Raw genomic sequence first — 17,366 nt, forward strand, 5'->3', positions numbered from 1 at the left:
TCCATGGCGAAGATCAAGGTGGCCAATCCGGTCGTCGAGCTGGACGGCGACGAGATGACCCGGATTATCTGGCAGGAGATCAAGGACAAGCTGATCCACCCCTATCTCGACGTGGATCTCCATTACTACGATCTCAGCGTCGAAAACCGCGACGCCACCGACGACAAGGTCACGGTGGACTCCGCCGAGGCGATCAAGAAGTACGGCGTCGGCGTCAAGTGCGCCACCATCACCCCGGACGAGGCCCGGGTGAAGGAATTCAACCTCAAGAAGATGTGGAAGTCGCCGAACGGCACGATCCGCAACATCCTGGGCGGCGTCATCTTCCGCGAGCCGATCATCTGCCAGAACGTACCGCGCCTGGTGCCGGGCTGGACGCAGCCGATCATCATCGGCCGTCATGCTTTCGGCGATCAGTACCGCGCCACCGATTTCGTGGTGCCCGGCAAGGGCAAGCTGACGATCAAGTTCGTCGGCGAGGACGGCAAGGAAATCGAGCACGAAGTCTTCGATTTCCCCGGTGGCGGCGTCACCATGGCGATGTACAACCTCGACGAGTCGATCCGCGAATTCGCCCGCGCCTCGATGAACTACGGCCTGAACCGTGGCTACCCGGTCTATCTCTCCACCAAGAACACGATCCTGAAGGCCTATGACGGTCGCTTCAAGGACCTGTTCCAGGAAGTCTTCGAGGCCGAGTTCCGCTCTCAGTTCGAAGCCAAGAACATCACCTACGAACACCGCCTGATCGACGACATGGTGGCCTCCGCCCTGAAGTGGTCCGGCGGCTATGTCTGGGCGTGCAAGAACTATGACGGCGACGTGCAGTCCGACACGGTCGCGCAGGGCTTCGGCTCGCTCGGCCTGATGACTTCCGTGCTGATGACGCCGGACGGCAAGACCGTGGAAGCGGAAGCCGCCCACGGCACCGTGACCCGTCACTACCGCCTGCACCAGCAGGGCAAGGAAACCTCGACCAACTCCACGGCCTCGATCTTCGCCTGGACGCGCGGCCTCGCCCATCGCGCCAAGCTTGACGAGAACGCGGAACTCGCCCGCTTCGCGGCCACGCTGGAGAAGATCACGGTCGACACGATCGAGCAGGGTCACATGACAAAGGACCTCGCCCTTCTCGTCGGACCGAACCAGAAGTGGCTCTCCACCTCCGGCTTCCTCGACAAGGTCGACCAGAACCTTCAGGCGGCCATGGCCTGATCGGCCTTCTCCGCTGAAAACACGAAGCCCGGCCATTCGGCCGGGCTTTTCTTTGCGCGATGGTATCAAAGGCCGGTCCGGCGCGATCACGGGCTTCCATATATCCCACCGCTTCGTCTCCACTCCGGCGCACGCCCCGCCCATGGCGGCAAGCCCGACGACGATACCGGACCCGCGCGCTCCGTATGCAGGCTGGAGGATTGGCGCGCTCACGATCGAGCGGGATCACACGGCCGAAAACCCCGCCCAACTGCGACGCGATCCAGAGGGGGTTCTCTACCCCGGCTCTCTCGACATGGTGACCAGCCTCTGCAGGCCGGGGGCAGATCGCCCCCCTCGCCATAAACGAAAAAGCCCGATCATTCGACCGGGCTTTCCTTATCCGTTTCGATGGGAACGATGGTCCGGCGTTTTGACCGAAGCACGGACTGGGTCGGAAACGAGCCGGATCCAGCCCGTTTTCATCCCGTTCCGGCTGAGGCCGCGAGCTGTTCCAGCTTCGCCGCAATGGCCTTCAGCGCGTCTTCCGCCTTGTCGCCATCCGGGCCGCCGGCCTGAGCAAGGTTCGGCTTGCCGCCGCCGCCCGTGCCGCCGAGCGCCTCGGCGCCGACGCGAACGAGATCCACGGCGCTGAACCGCCCGACGAGATCGTCGGTCACGCCGATGACGAGCCCGGCCTTGCCCTCGTTGACTCCGATGATGGCGATAACGCCGGAGCCGACCTGCTGCTTGCCCTGGTCGACGAGCCCGCGCAGATCCTTCGGCGCGACACCTTCAACGGCACGCGCCAGGAAATTGACGCCGCCCACCGCCTGGATGGCGGGGGCCGCGGCACCGCTGCCGCCCATGGCGAGCTTGCGGCGCACATCCGCCAGTTCGCGCTCGAGCTTTTTGCGCTCCTCCAGAACCGTATCCAGACGAGCCAACGCCTCCTCGGGCCGCACCTTCAGCTTTGCTGCCATCTCGCGAACGCGCCGGTCCTGCTCGGCCAGATAATGCCGGGCGGCATTGCCGGTCAGCGCCTCGATGCGGCGCACGCCGGCGGCAACAGCGCCTTCGGACACGACGGCCACCAGACCGATCTCACCAGTCCGCCCCACATGCGTCCCGCCGCAGAGCTCGACCGAATAGGTCTTGCCGGACTTCTCGCCCTGCAGTGCCTTACCCATGGAGACCACGCGGACCTCGTCTCCGTACTTTTCGCCGAAAAGCGCCATGGCACCCGAGGACATCGCCGCTTCCCGGTCCATCAGCCGCGTGTCGACCGGCGAGTCCTGCAGCACGATGGCATTCGCGATCTCCTCGACCTCGACAAGCTCCTCGTCCGAGATGGGCTTGGGATGCGAGAAGTCGAAGCGCAGACGTTCCGGCGCGACACTGGAGCCCTTCTGCGCGACATGCGTGCCGAGCTTCTCGCGAAGCGCTTCGTGCAGCAGGTGCGTCGCGGAATGGTTGGCGCGGATCGCCGCGCGCCGGCTTCCGTTCACGAGAAGGCTGACCGACACGTCCCGCTGGAAGCTGCCGGCCTCGACGACGCCATAATGAACGAAGAGGCCATTGCCCTTCTTAAGCGTATCCGTCACGCGGAAGCGGCTGCCATTCTCCGTCTCGATGATGCCGGTGTCGCCGACCTGACCGCCGGATTCGCCGTAGAACGGCGTCTGGTTCACGACCATCGCACCTTCGTCGCCGCCCTTCAGCATCTCGACCTCGGCGCCGTTCACCACCAGCGCCTGCACGACGCCCTCGGCGGTTTCCGTATCGTAGCCCAGGAACTCGGTCGCCGGGAGGCGGTCGCGCAAGGTCAGCCACACCGTTTCGGTCGCGGATTCGCCCGAGCCTGCCCAACTGGCGCGGGCTTCGGCGCGTTGACGCTCCATGGCGTCCGAGAAGCCGGCGAGATCGACACCGATGCCGCGCGACTTCAGCGCGTCCTGCGTCAGGTCCAGCGGGAAGCCATAGGTGTCGTAGAGCTTGAACGCCGTCTCGCCGTCGAGGATCGCACCGTCACCGAGCGTGCCGGTCGCGTCTTCCAGAAGCGACAAACCGCGGGACAGAGTGCGAATGAAGCGCCCCTCCTCCAGCTTCATCGTTTCTGAGATCAGCGCCTCGGCGCGGCGAAGCTCCGGATAGGCCTGCCCCATCTCGCGCACCAGCGTCGGCACGAGCTTGTAGATGCTGGGCTCCTGCGCGCCGAGAAGATGCGCGTGGCGCATGGCGCGCCGCATGATCCGGCGAAGCACGTAGCCGCGGCCCTCGTTGGAAGGCAGGACGCCATCGGCGATCAGGAAGCTGGATGCGCGAAGATGGTCGGCGATGACGCGGGGGCTCGCGGCCGTCTGGGCGTTGTGCGAGCGGCCGACAGTCTCCTCGACGGCCGCGATCAGCGTCCTGAAGAGGTCGATATCGTAATTGTCGTGAACGCCCTGCAGCACGGCGGCGACGCGCTCGAGGCCCATGCCGGTGTCGATCGACGGACGCGGCAGCGGGACGCGGTCGCCCGGCGCACGTTGCTCGAACTGCATGAACACGAGATTCCAGATCTCGATGAAGCGGTCGCCGTCCTCATCCGGCGAGCCGGGCGGGCCACCGGGGATGTGGTCGCCGTGGTCGTAGAAGATCTCCGAGCACGGACCGCAGGGCCCGGTGTCGCCCATCTGCCAGAAATTGTCGCTGGTCGCGATGCGGATGATCTTGCTTTCCGGCAGGCCCGCGATCTTGCGCCAGAGGCCGAATGCCTCATCGTCATCGGCATAGACGGTGACCAGCAGCTTGTCCTTCGGCAGGGCGAACTCGCGGGTGATCAGGTTCCACGCAAGCTCGATCGCCCGTTCCTTGAAGTAGTCGCCGAACGAGAAGTTGCCGAGCATCTCGAAGAAGGTGTGATGCCGGGCGGTGTAGCCGACATTGTCGAGATCGTTGTGCTTGCCGCCGGCGCGAACGCATTTCTGGGCCGTCGCGGCACGCGGCCAGGGAGATGCCGACTTGCCGGTGAAGTAGTCCTTGAACTGGACCATGCCGGCATTGGTGAACATCAGCGTCGGGTCGTTGCGCGGCACCAGCGGGCTGGACGCCACCGGCTCGTGGCCCTGATCGGCAAAATATTTCAGAAACTGGGCGCGGATGTCGTTGACGCTGGCCATCGGTAAACTCGAGCTTGAAGGACGGCCGGACGGCCGCTTGTGCGGGATTTAGACTGCCGTTCTACCGCTGTCCAGCAAACGGCCGGCCCGAAGGCCGGCCGTTCTGCTTCTCGATGGCTCCGAAGACCCTCCATACCTGCTGGATGGACAGGCCGGACCGCTTCGTCGAGCTTTCCCGAAGGAAGACGGATCAGGCTTCCATCGCCTCGTCGTCGTCTTTGGAGCTTTCCTCACCACCCAGGATCTGGCTGGAGATCAGACCGGCATTCTGGCGAACCGCCGCCTCGATCTGGTTCGCCACGTCCGGGTTGTCGCGAAGGAACTGCTTGGCGTTTTCGCGTCCCTGCCCGAGCCGCTGGCTGTTCCAGGAGAACCACGCGCCCGACTTCTCCACGATGCCCGCCTTGACACCGAGATCGACCAGCTCGCCAAGCTTGGAGATGCCTTCTCCGTACATGATGTCGAACTCGATCTGCTTGAAGGGCGGAGCAAGCTTGTTCTTCACGACCTTCACGCGGGTCTGGTTGCCCGTCACCTCGTCCCGGTCCTTGATCGAGCCGATGCGGCGAATGTCAAGGCGGACCGAGGCATAGAACTTCAGCGCGTTGCCGCCCGTCGTCGTTTCCGGGCTGCCATACATGACGCCGATCTTCATGCGCAGCTGATTGATGAAGATGACCATCGTGTTGGAACGGGAGATCGACGCCGTCAGCTTGCGGAGCGCCTGGCTCATCAGGCGGGCCTGCAGGCCGGGCAGCGACTCGCCCATTTCGCCTTCGAGCTCGGCCTTCGGCGTGAGAGCCGCCACGGAGTCGATCACGAGCACGTCGATCGCGCCGGACCGCACAAGCGTGTCGGTAATCTCAAGCGCCTGCTCGCCGGCATCGGGCTGCGAGATCAGGAGATCGTCCAGATTGACGCCGAGCTTGCGGGCATAGGCCGGGTCGAGCGCGTGTTCCGCATCGATGAAGCCACAGACGCCGCCACGCTTCTGCGCTTCGGCGATGGTGTGCAACGCCAGCGTGGTCTTGCCGGAGGATTCCGGCCCGTAGATCTCCACGATTCGCCCGCGCGGCAGGCCGCCGACACCGAGAGCGATATCGAGCCCGAGCGACCCGGTCGGGATCGTGGCGATCTCCACCACCTGGCCGTCACGACCGAGCTTCATGATCGAGCCCTTGCCGAAGGCGCGCTCGATCTGGCTCAGCGCCGCATCCAGCGCCTTGGACTTGTCCGGTCCGTTCTTGCTTGTATCGACCACCTTGAGCGAATTCGACATGCTGCCCTCCAGGCCCCCTGCGACTGAAACTATTCAGGAAATGTTGGAACGTTCGTACTTCATTTGTTCTCGCCTGTAAACGGCGACAAGCCCCTCCCCGCGAATTTCAGCAGACCCTATCCACCGGACAGGGTCTTCTTCACGGCCGTGGCCAGTTCCTTCAGCGAGAACGGCTTCGGGAGGAAGTGGAAATCCTCATTTTCAGGCATGTGCTTTGCGAACGCCTCCTCTGCGTAGCCGGAGATGAAGATGAACTGCACGTCCGGAAGCGTCTTGCGAATCTCGCGAAGCAGGGTCGGGCCATCCATCTCCGGCATGACCACATCGGAGATGACGAGGTCGAGCTTCACGTCGGTGTTGGCTATGAGTTCCAGCGCCTCGGGGCCGGAGGCCGCCGCATGCACCTCGTAGCCGCGAGCGGCAAGCGCGCGCGAGGCGAAGGCACGCACGGCCTCCTCGTCTTCCACCAGCAGGATACGCTGACTGCCCGTGAGGTCGGCGGAACTCGTCGTCTCCGGCTTCGGCTCCTCCTCGACGATCTCGGACGGCTCCAGCACGTGGCGCGGCAGCAGGATGCGGAACGTCGTGCCGCGTCCGACCTCGCTGTCGACGTAGATATAGCCGCCGGTCTGCTTGACGATTCCGTAGACGGTGGAAAGCCCGAGTCCGGTGCCCTTGCCCACTTCCTTGGTGGAGAAGAACGGCTCGAAGATCTTCTCCAGCACGTCCTGCGGCATGCCCGTGCCGTTATCCACCACCTCGATCATCACGTAGTCGCCGAGGCGGAAGCCCTGCTCCCGAAAGCGGTCGCTCTCCGCCTGCGGCACGTTGCGCGTGCGGATGGTCAGCGCACCACCTTCCGGCATGGCGTCGCGCCCATTCACCGCGAGGTTCACGATCACCTGTTCCAGCTGGTTGAGATCCGCCTTGATCGGCCAGAGATCGCGGCCATGCTCGACATTGAGATGGATCTTCTCGCCCAACAGCCGGTCGAGCAGCACGGACAGGTCCGACAGCGCGTCGCCGAGCTCGATGACGCGCGGACGCAAGGTCTGGCGGCGCGAGAACGCCAGCAGCTGCCGCACCAGGCCGGCGGCCCGGTTGGCGTTCTGCTTGATGTTCATGATGTCCTGGAAGGACGGATCGGTCGGCCGATGGCTCGTGAGCAGCAGGTCGGAGAAGCCGATGATCGCGGTCAGGACATTGTTGAAATCGTGCGCGATGCCGCCGGCAAGCTGGCCGACGGCCTGCATCTTCTGGCTCTGGGCGAACTGCGCCTCCAGCGCGCGCTGTTCCGTCGTCTCGATCGCGTAGATGACGGCGGCGTCCTCGCCGGAATTGCTTTCCAGAATCGGGCTGACGAAGAAGCGAGCGCTGCGGTCCGGCGCTTCCGCGAAGGCTGCGTCCACGGCCTCGATTTCGCTCTGGCCGGCGAGCGCCGCATTGATGGCAGCAGCCAGCGCCCCGCGGTCCGATGGCTGGACGATGTCGACCGGGCGGGCATGCGGCCCCTTGGAGGAGCGGCCGAACAGCATGACGAAGCGGGCGTTGGTGAGGCCCAGCCGCCCTTCGCGGTCGACCGAGGCGATTGCCATCGGCGTGTTATTGAAGAAGCGCGCGAAGCGGATCTCGGCAATGCGGCCCGCTTCTTCGCCGCTGGCGGAGCGGATGTCGAGCACCAGCGTGCGGGATGCGCCGACCGTGCCGTCCGGCGCCACGGGAACGCGATGGATCAGACGCACGGGGACGCGGCGGCCATCGATGCGCACGAGATCCACATCAAGCAGCTCGGACGTCGATTCGGTTTTGTTGGAATAGGCCTGGAGCACGGAAAGGCTCTCGCCGCTGACGAGATCGCGAATGTGGGTCTCGCCCGGCTCGAACTCGGCGAGATCGATGCCGATCCATTCCGCCAGCGTGGCATTGAGATACCGCACCCGGCCGTCCGGCTCGAGCGAGAAGAAGCCGGCCGGCGCGTGATCCAGATAGTCGATCGCGTTCTGCAGCTCCTGGAAGATGTTTTCCTGGTGCTCGCGTTCTCGGGTGATGTCGGCCACGAACCAGCCGACGAGATTGGCGACGGCTCCGTCTCCCGCGATCGGGTTCACCCGCACGCGGTACCAGCGCGCGCCGCTGGCGCGACCGCCGATGCCACCCGGCATCCGGATTTCCTCCGACGCGCGACGGCCCTGCTCGGCCGCGGTGGAAAGCCGGAAGATCGCCTCCGAGGCGTCGGGATTGTCGGAGAACAGCCGCTCGATGGAATGGACCTGATCCTCCCCCCCATCTCCCGCGCTTCTGTCTCCCGCGAGGCGGCGATAAGCGGGATTCGCCCAGAGAGGATGCCCGGCAGAGTTCGCCAGCAAGGCGCCATCGGAGAAGGCTTCGAAAAGCGCGAAAGCCTGAACGGCGTGGTCGCGCGTGGCCTCCCCGGACTGCCGGAGATGGACCATTCCGGTCGCCGCCGCGAACAGGGCCACCACCCCGACGGTCGCGAGGAGCCCGAGGCAGACCAGCACCAGCGCGCTGGCCAGGGTCGCGGGCAGAAAGGCATAGCCAGCAACGGCCGCAACGAGGACGACGCCCACCACGATCACGGGCGCAAATCCCCGATCCGGCCGGACACCGTCCGTCGGATCGGTGTTCCCGCTCCCGGATTGTCCCGTCGGCCGTCTTCCCGGCCCGGCGTCACGTAGCTGCATGTCAGTCACTCCTGGCACTCCAGGCTAAGCGATTCGCCCGACGAGCCGCAGGTCTCGCCGCTCGCGCTTTTCCGACGCGCCGCCGAACTTCACAAGAGTTTCCCGCTCTTGCTTTGAAAAAGTTGACGATTTGTTTATCATCTCCGCAACTTTCGGGAATGGCCGCAGCAACGCGCGTCAGGAGTATGCATGCGCAGTTTTTTGGAAGCTCTCTCGGGACAGCTTGGATCCACGGCCGTGGCCGTGATCGCGGTTGTCGTCGCCCTGGTGGTCCTGGCGCTGATCGTCATGGCCGCCCGGCGTCTGACCGGGGGCGTCTCGGCACAGCCTCGGGGTAAGCGGCCGCGGATCGCAGTGCTTGAGGCGGCGATCGTCGATTCCAAGCGCCGCCTCATCCTGATCAGCCGCGACGAGGTGGAACATCTCGTCATGATCGGCGGCCCCTCCGACGTGGTGATCGAAAGCCGCATCGGCGCGCCGGTCCCGCGTGAAAACGGGGGCTATGCACCCCGCCCGATGCAGCGTGCGCCCGAGCGCGAGGCGCCCCCCCGCGACATGTCCGGCCGTGAGGTTTCCAGCCGTGAGGTTTCCGGGCGCGAAACGCCGATGCGGGACGTGCCCGATGCGCGCGCCGATGCGGATTTCTCCGCCGCGCGTCCGGGGCGCCCGAGCGAAGGCGAGAACGGCCGGAACGATCCGGCGATGCGCCGGGGCACTCCGCCGGCCCTTTCCGCGATCGCCGGCAGCGCCGTGGCGCCTGTCGTGCCGGTTCCCTCCGCGACGTCCCAGCGCGGCGTTTCCCAGCTTCGTGCGGAAGCCCCCACTGCTCCCGCTCCGCGCTCCGAGCGCTCCATTCCCCTCGCGCCAGTGCCGGATCGAGCCGCCTCGCAACCGGAGAACGCTTTGGGCGGTTCCGGACGGGCAACGGGTTCGGCTCCGGAGCGCAACGGCGGCGAGGCCAGGGCTGAGCGCCAGTCACCCCTGACACTTCCATCCTCCCGCGTGCGTGATGCGCTTGCGCGTCGTTCGACCGCGCCGACGGCTTCGCCCGAAGCCGCTCCTGAACCGGCCGTCACCGAGCCTTCCGTCGTGGACGCTCCCGCCAACGTCGAAAACGCCGGGGAAACGGTTCTCGCAGCCGATCGCCGTCCGCAGCCGGCGACGCCATCAACGCAGCCGGTCGTTGCCGCGCCTCTCGGGGAGGACGCGCATAACGTTGCATCGTCGGATACGCCTTCTGCCCCGGAAGAGCATGAGCCTCGCCGTTCCGGGTCTCTGGGCAGCCGCTTCTTCCAGCGAGCGCATCAATCCAGTGCAGAAGCCGGCGCCCCCTCGGCCCCCGATGCCGGCGTCCCGTCCCGCGATAAGGGTCCGGCCGCAGAAGAGCCCGTTGCCCAAGCCCCGACCCAGCCTGAGCCCCAGCCCGCCCCGAAGGCTCCCTCGGCTCCGGAACGCCCTGCTCCTTCTCCCGGCCCGGCTCGCACGTCCCTGCTGCAGCAGTTGCGTGGCGGTGCCCCGGCCCAGCGGGCCGAGCCCGCTCCCGCGCAACCCGAGCCCGCCACTCAGGCAGCCGAGACCGAGACGCTGTCTCAGCCGGAACACCCCGCGACGCCTGACGTGGAGGCCGGCCGGCCGGAAAGCGCCCCGCGCGCAGACCGTCCGCAGCCCACTCCGGCCGCCGGCATGAAGACCCTGGACGATCTGGCTGCGCGGCTGGAAGCCGCTATTGCCGAGCGTTCCGCGAACGAGGCGACCCGTCCGCAGGTTGCCGCACCCGAGGTCTCTCGTCCGGCCGAACGCCGCGCTCCCTCCGTCGAAGCTCCCGCGATGGGCGCATCGAACGCGACTTCGGCGACCGCGCCGATTGTCGAGGCACCCCGCGTTGCGCCCGTGCAGAATGGCGACCTCACCGCCGTGCGTCCCATGGCTCCTTCGCCGGCCGGCGAGCGCTCAGCGCCCGCACCGACCGTGGCTGGCCGCTCCGCTTCCGCTCCGGCGCGCGCCGAGCCGCAGGTGGAACGTCCCGCCCCGAGTAGGCGCGACACCGCCGATTCGCTGGAAGAAGAGATGGCACGCCTTCTCGGCGAACTCAGCACCGAGACAACCCGGCGCTAGCCGCTCGCGCTATTCTGCCCGGTCCGGTTGTGCTACGGAGCAACCGGACCGGTTCCCGGAGTCGGGTGACGGGTTGCCCTCCCGGGCAGAGCCTCAGGCGGACTTCATGCGCATCCTCTTCGTTCATCAGAACTTCCCCGGCCAGTACAAGCACATCGTCGAGGCCCTGGCGCGGGAACCCGGGCACGAGCTGGTCGCGCTGACGATCAACAACCATCCGGTGCCGCAGGCCGTCCGCAAGGTTCTCTACAAGCCTGCCCGGTCGAGCTCGACAGAGATCCACCCCTATGCCGTGGATTACGAAGCGAAGCTGATCCGGGGCGAGGCTGCCGCCCGCGCCGCGATGGATCTCAAGGCCAAGGGCTTCAAACCCGACATCATCTGCGGTCATCCCGGCTGGGGCGAATTGCTGTTCCTGCGCGATATCTGGCCCGACGTTCCGATCCTCAGCTATCTGGAATTCTACTATCGGGCGATCGGTGCGGATCATAATTTCGATCCGGAGTTCGCCGACCAGAGCCTCGAAGGCGCCTGGCGCCTGCGCGCCAAGAATGCCGGTTTCCTGATCGACCTGGAAGCGATGGACTGGGGCGTGAGCCCGACGAAATGGCAGTGGCAGCAACTGCCGGAATTCGCCAAGGCGCGGACAACCGTGCTGCATGACGGCGTGGACACCGACCATGTCCGGCCCAGTCCTGATGCGCGCATCCAGCTTGGTCGCGCCGGCGAGTGTCGGCCGGGCGACGAGATCATCACTTTCGTCAACCGGAACCTGGAGCCCTATCGCGGCTACCATTCCTTTATCCGCGCATTGCCGGAAATCCTGAAACGCCGGCCCAAGGCACGCGCGGTGCTGGTCGGCGGCGATGCGGTGAGCTACGGCAAGAAGGCGCCGGAAGGACAGAGCTGGAAGCAGATCTTCCTGAACGAGGTGAAGGACAGCCTCGATCTCTCCCGCGTCCACTTCGTCGGCAAGATCCCCTACGGCACCTACCTCAACCTGCTGCAGGTTTCGGCCGCGCACGTCTACCTGACCTACCCCTTCGTGCTATCCTGGTCGATGCTGGAATCCATGGCCGCCGGTTGCCTGCTGATCGGCTCGGATACGCCGCCCGTCCGCGAGGTTCTCGATCCCGGCCGGAACGGGCTCCTGGTCGATTTCTTCTCGCCCGGCGACATCGCCGAAACCGTGGTGAAGGCGCTGGAAAATCCGGGGGACTATCGCGACATGCGGCGGGCCGCTCGCGCGACCGTCGTGGAGCAATACGACCTGAAGCGCGTCTGCCTCCCAGGCCACCTCAAGCTTATCCGAGACGTGGCCGCCCACCGGGCTCCCCAGGTCGCAAGCACGTCGGCAACGGTGCCGGCCGCGCAAGCCGAGCGGCTTACCGCCTGAACTAGAGCAAGGCTCCAGCCGCCTGCACGACGCGGCCGACCGGATCCGGGTCGCGGCGCCGATGCAGTTCTGCCGCCGCGTCCAGCGCCGCCGCCTGCATCTGACCGTCTTCCAGAGCGCGTGCGAAGGCGGACGTGAGCTTCGGCGCATCGAGTTGGGGCGGCAGTGGCAGGTGGGTTGCGACCCCGAAAAGCGCGAGGCCGCGAGCGGTCAGCGTGTGCTCCAGATTCACCGGCAGCACGATCTGCGGAATGCCGGCCATCAGTCCAGCGGAGGCCGTTCCCAGACCCGCATGATGGATCAGCACGCCCGATGACGGCAGCACCTTGCCGAAATCGGCGGGACGACGGTGGATGCCGACCGAGCGGCCGGCGCCCTTTGCCATCTCAACGGGATCCGCGCCTTGCACGTAGATTTCCGAACGCCGGCCAAGCGCGCTCAGCGACGCCATTACCTGGCCGAGCGCCGGATGGTTACGCTGGAAATAGGCGAAAGCCGCGGGTCCCTGCCGCTCGGAAAGCGGGCCGCCGCTTTCCACCGCGGGAATGTTGAAGGGCCAGAGCACGGGCGCCTGGCGGCGATCGCCATAGGGGTCGAACTCGGCGATCGTGCAGACAAAGGTTTCCTCGCCTTGGAAGAGATCGGCGAAGTGATCGACGGCCGCGCCCTTCAAGCGGGCCCGCGCCTCGTTGACACCCCCGAGAAGGCGTCCTTCGTGCGCCCGGCTCAACGGCGGGATCACCGTCTCCCAGGGACGCAGCCTCGGCAGCGGCTGGCTTCCCGGCGGCACGGTGTAGCCGTTGCCGACGATAATCGTGGGAATGCGGCCACCGCTCGCCAGCCTCAGGGTGGGCGCGAAATCCGCAACGATGAGGTCCGGCTTCACCTCCGCCAGCAGGGTCAGCCAGCGCTCCGCATTGCCGACCAGTCGCTCCACGTCGTCGAAGCCGAAAAGCCGGATCACGTCGGCGAAGGTGTGGGTCGGTATCTTCCGCGCATTCGCATCGGTTGGCGGCGGCCAGTGGACGCCTTCCCGGATTTCCGCGTCGTCGCCGAAGTCGCGGCGAAGACCCGCCGCAAGGCTCATGTCGGGAAGCGCGAAGACAAGCCGGTGCGAGCCTCTCAGCCTTGCCGCCACAGCGCTCAGCCGATTGAGGTGCCCCAGCCCGGCACCGAACTCATATGCCAGGAGTACCGTCGCCATCCCTTGCCCTCGTCAGGAATCGAGGTCGCGACGAGCGCCGGACCAACATGAAAATGGCGCCGGCCTCAGCCGGCGCCATCGGCGTTTCGGAGTAAAGCGGGCGGTCAGCGCTCGTGACCGGACTGCGAGGTCGTTTCCGTCAGCGACGAGAAGAGATAGCTCAGCACCCGCCTGCGCCCGGTCTGCACATCCACCGTCGCCGTCATGCCCGGCAGCAGCTGAATGTTCCGGCCGTCGATATCCATGGCCTGGTGATCCAGTTCGAGCGTGACGGGATAGACGAGGTTCCGGATCTCCGGCGTCGCCGTGGTGGACGCCTGGTTCTGCGACTTGGTCTGCGTCACGTCGCTGGCACCGCTGTCCCGGCTGTCGACCGCGTCCCGAGAGATCTGCGTGATCTTGCCCTTCAACGTGCCGTAACGGGTAAACGGAAAGGCGTCGATCTTGATCACGGCTTCCTGCCCCACATCGAGGAAGCCGATATCCTCGTTGGGAACCAGGGCCTCCACCTCGATAGGACCTTCGGACGGCACGATGACGAGAAGCGGTTGTCCGCTGCTCACGACCTGGCCGACCGTCGTCACGGCAAGCTGCTGGACCGTGCCGTCGATGGGGGCGGTCATCCGCGTGCGCGCGACCTTGGCGCTGGCTTTCACCAGGTCCTCCGCCCGCTGGTCACGCTTGCGCTGAGCATCGCTCAGCTTCTGCGACTGATCGGCCACGAACTGCGTCTGCAGCTGATCGATGCGCCGGTTCAACGAATTGATCGCCGCGTCCGCCTCGTGGACCTCGCCCTCGTCCGTCGCCTGATAGGTCGCGTATTCGCCAAGATCCTGCTGGGCGTCGATCACCGAGGACAAGGTGCCGGCCTGCTTCTTCCGCAGTTCCTCGCGAATGTTGTAGCGCTGGGTCAACACGCCGAGGAGCTGCCCGCGGGTGGCGATGCTCGCCTCCAGCTTGGACTTGGTCGCCTGCTTCTCATCGCGCTGGGCGAGCAGGCTCTGGCGCGACGCCGTGAACTGGTTCACCTCGGCCTTGAGCACGCCGTCCTCGCGCGCCTTCATGCCGTCGCCGACATTGGCGGGATAGCCGACCACAGGTATCGCCGTCGCGCCGCTCAGGACGGCCGTGATCTCAACCTTGCGGCGCGCGATCTCGGCGTCCAGCGCTTCGACATCGCGCCGCGCCGCGTCACGCTCGGCCGTGGCGTCGGTGCTGTCCATCTCGATCAACAGATCGCCGGCCTTCACGTGGTCGCCGTTGGCGACCAGCACCTGCTTGACCTTGCCCGTTTCAAAAGGCTGGATGAACTTCGATCGGCCGCTCGGCTGGATGCGGCCGGTCGCCGTCGCATAGATGTCCAGCTTGGCGAAAGCGCTCCAGGCGAGCCCCGCCGTGAGCATTCCGCAGATCAGCCAGATCATGGCGACGCTTTTGGGCGAAGCGGGTGTCTGCAGGATTTCCAGCGCGGCGGGCAGGAACTCCTGATCCTCCGCCTTGGCGAACATGGTCTGCGCGCGCGTGCTGATCGCGCCTACCGGATTGAACCTGACGACGTTGGTGCTCACGCTGCAGCCTCCTGCCCGGCCTGCATGCGCCACAGCCGGCCGTAAAGGCTGGAGGAGCGGGCCAGCAGTTCGTTGTGCGAACCATCTTCCACGATCACACCGTCCTGCATCGCGATGATGCGGTCGCAATCGCGCACGGCCATGAGGCGGTGGGCGATGATGATCACGGTGCGTCCGCGCACGATGTGACGCATGTTGTCCTGGATGATCTTCTCGCTCTCATAATCGAGCGCGCTGGTCGCCTCGTCGAAGATGAGGATGCGGGGATTGGTGGCAAGCGCACGCGCGATCGCGAGACGCTGGCGCTGTCCGCCGGACAGGTTCGCGCCGCGTTCCTCGATGCGCGTGTCATAGCCCAGCGGCAGGCGGTTGATGAACTCGTCGGCACCGGCGAGGCGAGCGACCCCGATCACCTGCGCGCGCGACATGCCGGGATTGGCCAGCGCGATGTTGTCGTGGACAGTGCGGTTGAAGAGCAGGTTTTCCTGCAGGACCACGCCGATCTGGCGACGCAACCACGCCGGATCGACCTGACCGATATCGATGCCGTCGACGAGGACCTGACCGCGCTCGGGCGTATAAAGGCGCTGCAGGAGCTTGGTGAAGGTCGACTTGCCCGAGCCGGACGGCCCGACGATACCGATGACCTGCCCGGCGCCCACCTCGACATTGACGTTCTTCAGCACTTCCGGCGTGTCCGGCCGGTAACGGAAGGTGACGCCGCGCACGGTGACCGCGCCGCGGGCCGGCGGCAGATTGGCCTGTCCGAGCGCCCGGCTCTCGGTCGGCGAGTTCAGCACGTCGCCGAGCCGGTCGACAGAGACCTTGACCTGCTGGAAGTCCTGCCACAGCTGCGACAGGCGCAGAATGGGGGCGGTGACCTGGCCCATGATCATGTTGAAGGCGACCAGCGAACCCACGGTCAGGTCGCCGTTGATCACGGCGCGCGCGCCGAAGAACAACACCAGCGCGGAGGCCACCTTGTTGATGTACTGGATCGAGTTCTGCCCGAGGCTCGCAAGCATCACGCTCTCGAACGAGGCGCGGACATAGGAAGCCTGCTTCTCTTCCCACTCGTTGCGCAGGTTCGGCTCGACCGCCATCGCCTTCACGGTCTGGATGCCGACGATCGATTCCACCAGGAACTGGTTGCTGGCCGCGCCCCGGTTGAAACGCTCCTTCACCTTCTCGCGAAGCAGCGGACGAAGCATCATCGCCACGCCCATGTAGCAGGGGATCGAAATCAGCACGATCAGCCCGAGCAGCGTGGAATAGACGAAGAGGATCGCCAGGAAGATGAAGGTGAAGAGCAGGTCGAGGGCGGAGGTCAGCCCCTGCCCGGTCAGGAAATTGCGGATGGTCTCCAGCTCGCGCACGCGTGCCACCGTCTGTCCGGCGGGTCGCGTCTCGAAATAGGCCAGCGGCAGGCGCAGCAGATGGTCGAACAGCTTGCTGCCGAGTTCCACGTCCATGCGCGACGTGGTGTGCGAGAGGATGTAGGTCCTCAGGTATTGCAGTACGATATTGAAGAAGCCGAGCACGAGCAGGCCGACGACAACCAGCGTCAGCGTCGAATAGCCCTTGTGCACCAGCACCTTGTCGATGGTGATCTGGAAGAAGATCGGCGTGATCAGCGCGCAAAGCTGCACGAAGAGAGACGCGATCAGAACGTTGGCGAGCGGCTTGCGGTAGCGCCAGATGGACGGACGAAACCAGCCGATACCGAACTCGCGCGGCGCCTCGTCCATCTTGAGGCGCTTGGTGGAGAGGATGATCGTGCCGTTCCAGCGCTCGACGAAGGCGTCGCCCTTCTCCATTTCCACGCCACGCGTGGCGGGATCGATGATGCGCCATGTGCCGTCATCGTGCCGGCGGCCGAGCACCACGAAGCGCCCGTCCTTGAGCTGCAGCACGGCGGGGAGCGGCACGTTCTCAAGCCGCTGCCGCTTCTGATTGAGCAGCGCGCGGCACTTCAGGCCGAGGAGCTTCGCGCCGCGCACGACATCGGTGACGCCGGCGGCGCGCTGGCCGAGGCCGAGTTCATGGGTGATCTGCGCGGTATCGCAGCGGACCTGGTAAAAGGCCGCGATCAACGCCAGCGCGCTAAGCCCGGAGTCCGGCGTGGGATTCGCATTGGAGGCCGCGTCCGCCGGCTGCGCTGCTGTCGTGATCGTTCCAACTGACAATACGTCACCCTCCGCTTGCGCGCGCTGCTAATCCCGGAGACCGGCTCTACCATAACTTGTCGCGCCGGTCGCTACCAAGCCCGGCTTTCGACACTGGTTTCCGAACCGTCTGTCCGGGATCTGTCCCCTGCCGTGAAACAGGCGAAGCATCATCGGCTCGGGTCAGAGTAAATGACCCGGCCGAATGGCTGAATTGGGGCATGAAGCCGCAGAGTCACGCCTCTTCGGCAGGTTTCGCATTTCCGTTGATCAGCGCATCGGCCTGATCGTGAACGTTCTGCGCGATCTGGTCTGCCATCAGGCGCAGATAGTTGGACACTTCCAGGTTTCCGTGCAGCTCCGCCCAGCGCGCCACCGCGACCGAGGCCATGGTTTCCACAACCGCAGCGGGAGGATAGCCAGTGTCGATCGTGCGGCGGATGACCGAGCCCCACGCTTCCGTCAGCCGGTCGCGGACCTCGCTCGTGTCCTCCATCGGGGAATCCATCTCTCTTGCTCCGCGGCGTTGCTGTTTTCTGCTTCAATCCCGGCAGATAAAGGCTGGCCGCGCCTCGCGAA

The 17,366-nt window shown here is 65.8% G+C and carries 10 protein-coding genes; 3 read left to right on the forward strand and 7 right to left on the reverse strand.

The annotated features are described in order from the left end of the window. Nucleotides 1-3: 3 nt before the first annotated feature. A complete protein-coding gene (locus BMY25_RS04950) occupies nucleotides 4-1,215 on the forward strand; it encodes an NADP-dependent isocitrate dehydrogenase (protein WP_092495499.1) in 1,212 nt (403 codons plus the stop codon). A gap of 461 nt (nucleotides 1,216-1,676) precedes the next feature. On the opposite strand, the gene alaS is transcribed toward BMY25_RS04950, so the two are convergent. From alaS to cckA, 3 genes are all read right to left on the reverse strand, one after another. Beyond that, the gene (gene alaS, locus BMY25_RS04955; protein ID WP_092495500.1) at nucleotides 1,677-4,358 is read right to left on the reverse strand and encodes an alanine--tRNA ligase; all 2,682 of its coding nucleotides are present in this window, start codon (nucleotides 4,356-4,358) and stop codon (nucleotides 1,677-1,679) included. Between the two features lie 190 nt (nucleotides 4,359-4,548). Further along, entirely contained in the window at nucleotides 4,549-5,637 is a 1,089-nt protein-coding gene (recA, locus tag BMY25_RS04960) for a recombinase RecA (RefSeq protein WP_092495501.1), read from the reverse strand. 116 nt (nucleotides 5,638-5,753) lie between these two features. Then, entirely contained in the window at nucleotides 5,754-8,339 is a 2,586-nt protein-coding gene (gene cckA / locus BMY25_RS04965) for a cell cycle histidine kinase CckA (protein WP_092495502.1), read from the reverse strand. 189 nt (nucleotides 8,340-8,528) lie between these two features. Here cckA and BMY25_RS04970 point away from each other — a divergent pair, with 189 nt between their 5' ends. Then, the gene (locus BMY25_RS04970) at nucleotides 8,529-10,454 is read left to right on the forward strand and encodes a flagellar biosynthetic protein FliO (RefSeq protein WP_092495503.1); all 1,926 of its coding nucleotides are present in this window, start codon (nucleotides 8,529-8,531) and stop codon (nucleotides 10,452-10,454) included. A 106-nt stretch (nucleotides 10,455-10,560) separates the two neighbouring features. Next, the gene (locus BMY25_RS04975) at nucleotides 10,561-11,850 is read left to right on the forward strand and encodes a glycosyltransferase family 4 protein (RefSeq protein ID WP_092495504.1); all 1,290 of its coding nucleotides are present in this window, start codon (nucleotides 10,561-10,563) and stop codon (nucleotides 11,848-11,850) included. 1 nt (nucleotide 11,851) lies between these two features. Here the strand turns inward: BMY25_RS04975 and BMY25_RS04980 are convergent, their stop codons facing one another. The 4 genes from BMY25_RS04980 to BMY25_RS04995 form a co-directional block, all read right to left on the reverse strand. Then, nucleotides 11,852-13,054, reverse strand: coding sequence for a glycosyltransferase (locus tag BMY25_RS04980; protein WP_092495505.1), 1,203 nt, complete (start codon nucleotides 13,052-13,054; stop codon nucleotides 11,852-11,854). Between the two features lie 104 nt (nucleotides 13,055-13,158). Next, nucleotides 13,159-14,622: an HlyD family type I secretion periplasmic adaptor subunit gene (locus BMY25_RS04985; RefSeq protein WP_143061882.1), complete on the reverse strand. Its 1,464-nt coding sequence runs from the start codon at nucleotides 14,620-14,622 to the stop codon at nucleotides 13,159-13,161. Further along, complete coding sequence (locus tag BMY25_RS04990; RefSeq protein WP_092495621.1) at nucleotides 14,619-16,793, reverse strand: type I secretion system permease/ATPase; 2,175 nt, start codon at nucleotides 16,791-16,793, stop codon at nucleotides 14,619-14,621. Before BMY25_RS04990 ends, BMY25_RS04985 begins: the two co-directional genes overlap by 4 nt. A 229-nt stretch (nucleotides 16,794-17,022) precedes the next feature. Next, the gene (locus BMY25_RS04995) at nucleotides 17,023-17,295 is read right to left on the reverse strand and encodes a hypothetical protein (protein ID WP_143061883.1); all 273 of its coding nucleotides are present in this window, start codon (nucleotides 17,293-17,295) and stop codon (nucleotides 17,023-17,025) included. Nucleotides 17,296-17,366: the final 71 nt, after the last annotated feature.

The sequence above is a fragment of the Faunimonas pinastri genome, from assembly GCF_900110915.1.
In the GTDB taxonomy this organism is placed as follows: domain Bacteria; phylum Pseudomonadota; class Alphaproteobacteria; order Rhizobiales; family Afifellaceae; genus Faunimonas; species Faunimonas pinastri.

Excerpts from the sequence above, each read along its gene's own strand:
- BMY25_RS04995 (WP_143061883.1), bottom strand. The coding sequence starts at position 17,295 with ATGGATTCCCCGATGGAGGACACGAGCGAGGTCCGCGACCGGCTGACG.
- BMY25_RS04980 (WP_092495505.1), bottom strand. The coding sequence starts at position 13,054 with ATGGCGACGGTACTCCTGGCATATGAGTTCGGTGCCGGGCTGGGGCAC.
- BMY25_RS04975 (WP_092495504.1), top strand. The coding sequence starts at position 10,561 with ATGCGCATCCTCTTCGTTCATCAGAACTTCCCCGGCCAGTACAAGCAC.
- BMY25_RS04950 (WP_092495499.1), top strand. The coding sequence starts at position 4 with ATGGCGAAGATCAAGGTGGCCAATCCGGTCGTCGAGCTGGACGGCGAC.
- recA (WP_092495501.1), bottom strand. The coding sequence starts at position 5,637 with ATGTCGAATTCGCTCAAGGTGGTCGATACAAGCAAGAACGGACCGGAC.
- BMY25_RS04970 (WP_092495503.1), top strand. The coding sequence starts at position 8,529 with ATGCGCAGTTTTTTGGAAGCTCTCTCGGGACAGCTTGGATCCACGGCC.
- alaS (WP_092495500.1), bottom strand. The coding sequence starts at position 4,358 with ATGGCCAGCGTCAACGACATCCGCGCCCAGTTTCTGAAATATTTTGCC.
- cckA (WP_092495502.1), bottom strand. The coding sequence starts at position 8,339 with ATGCAGCTACGTGACGCCGGGCCGGGAAGACGGCCGACGGGACAATCC.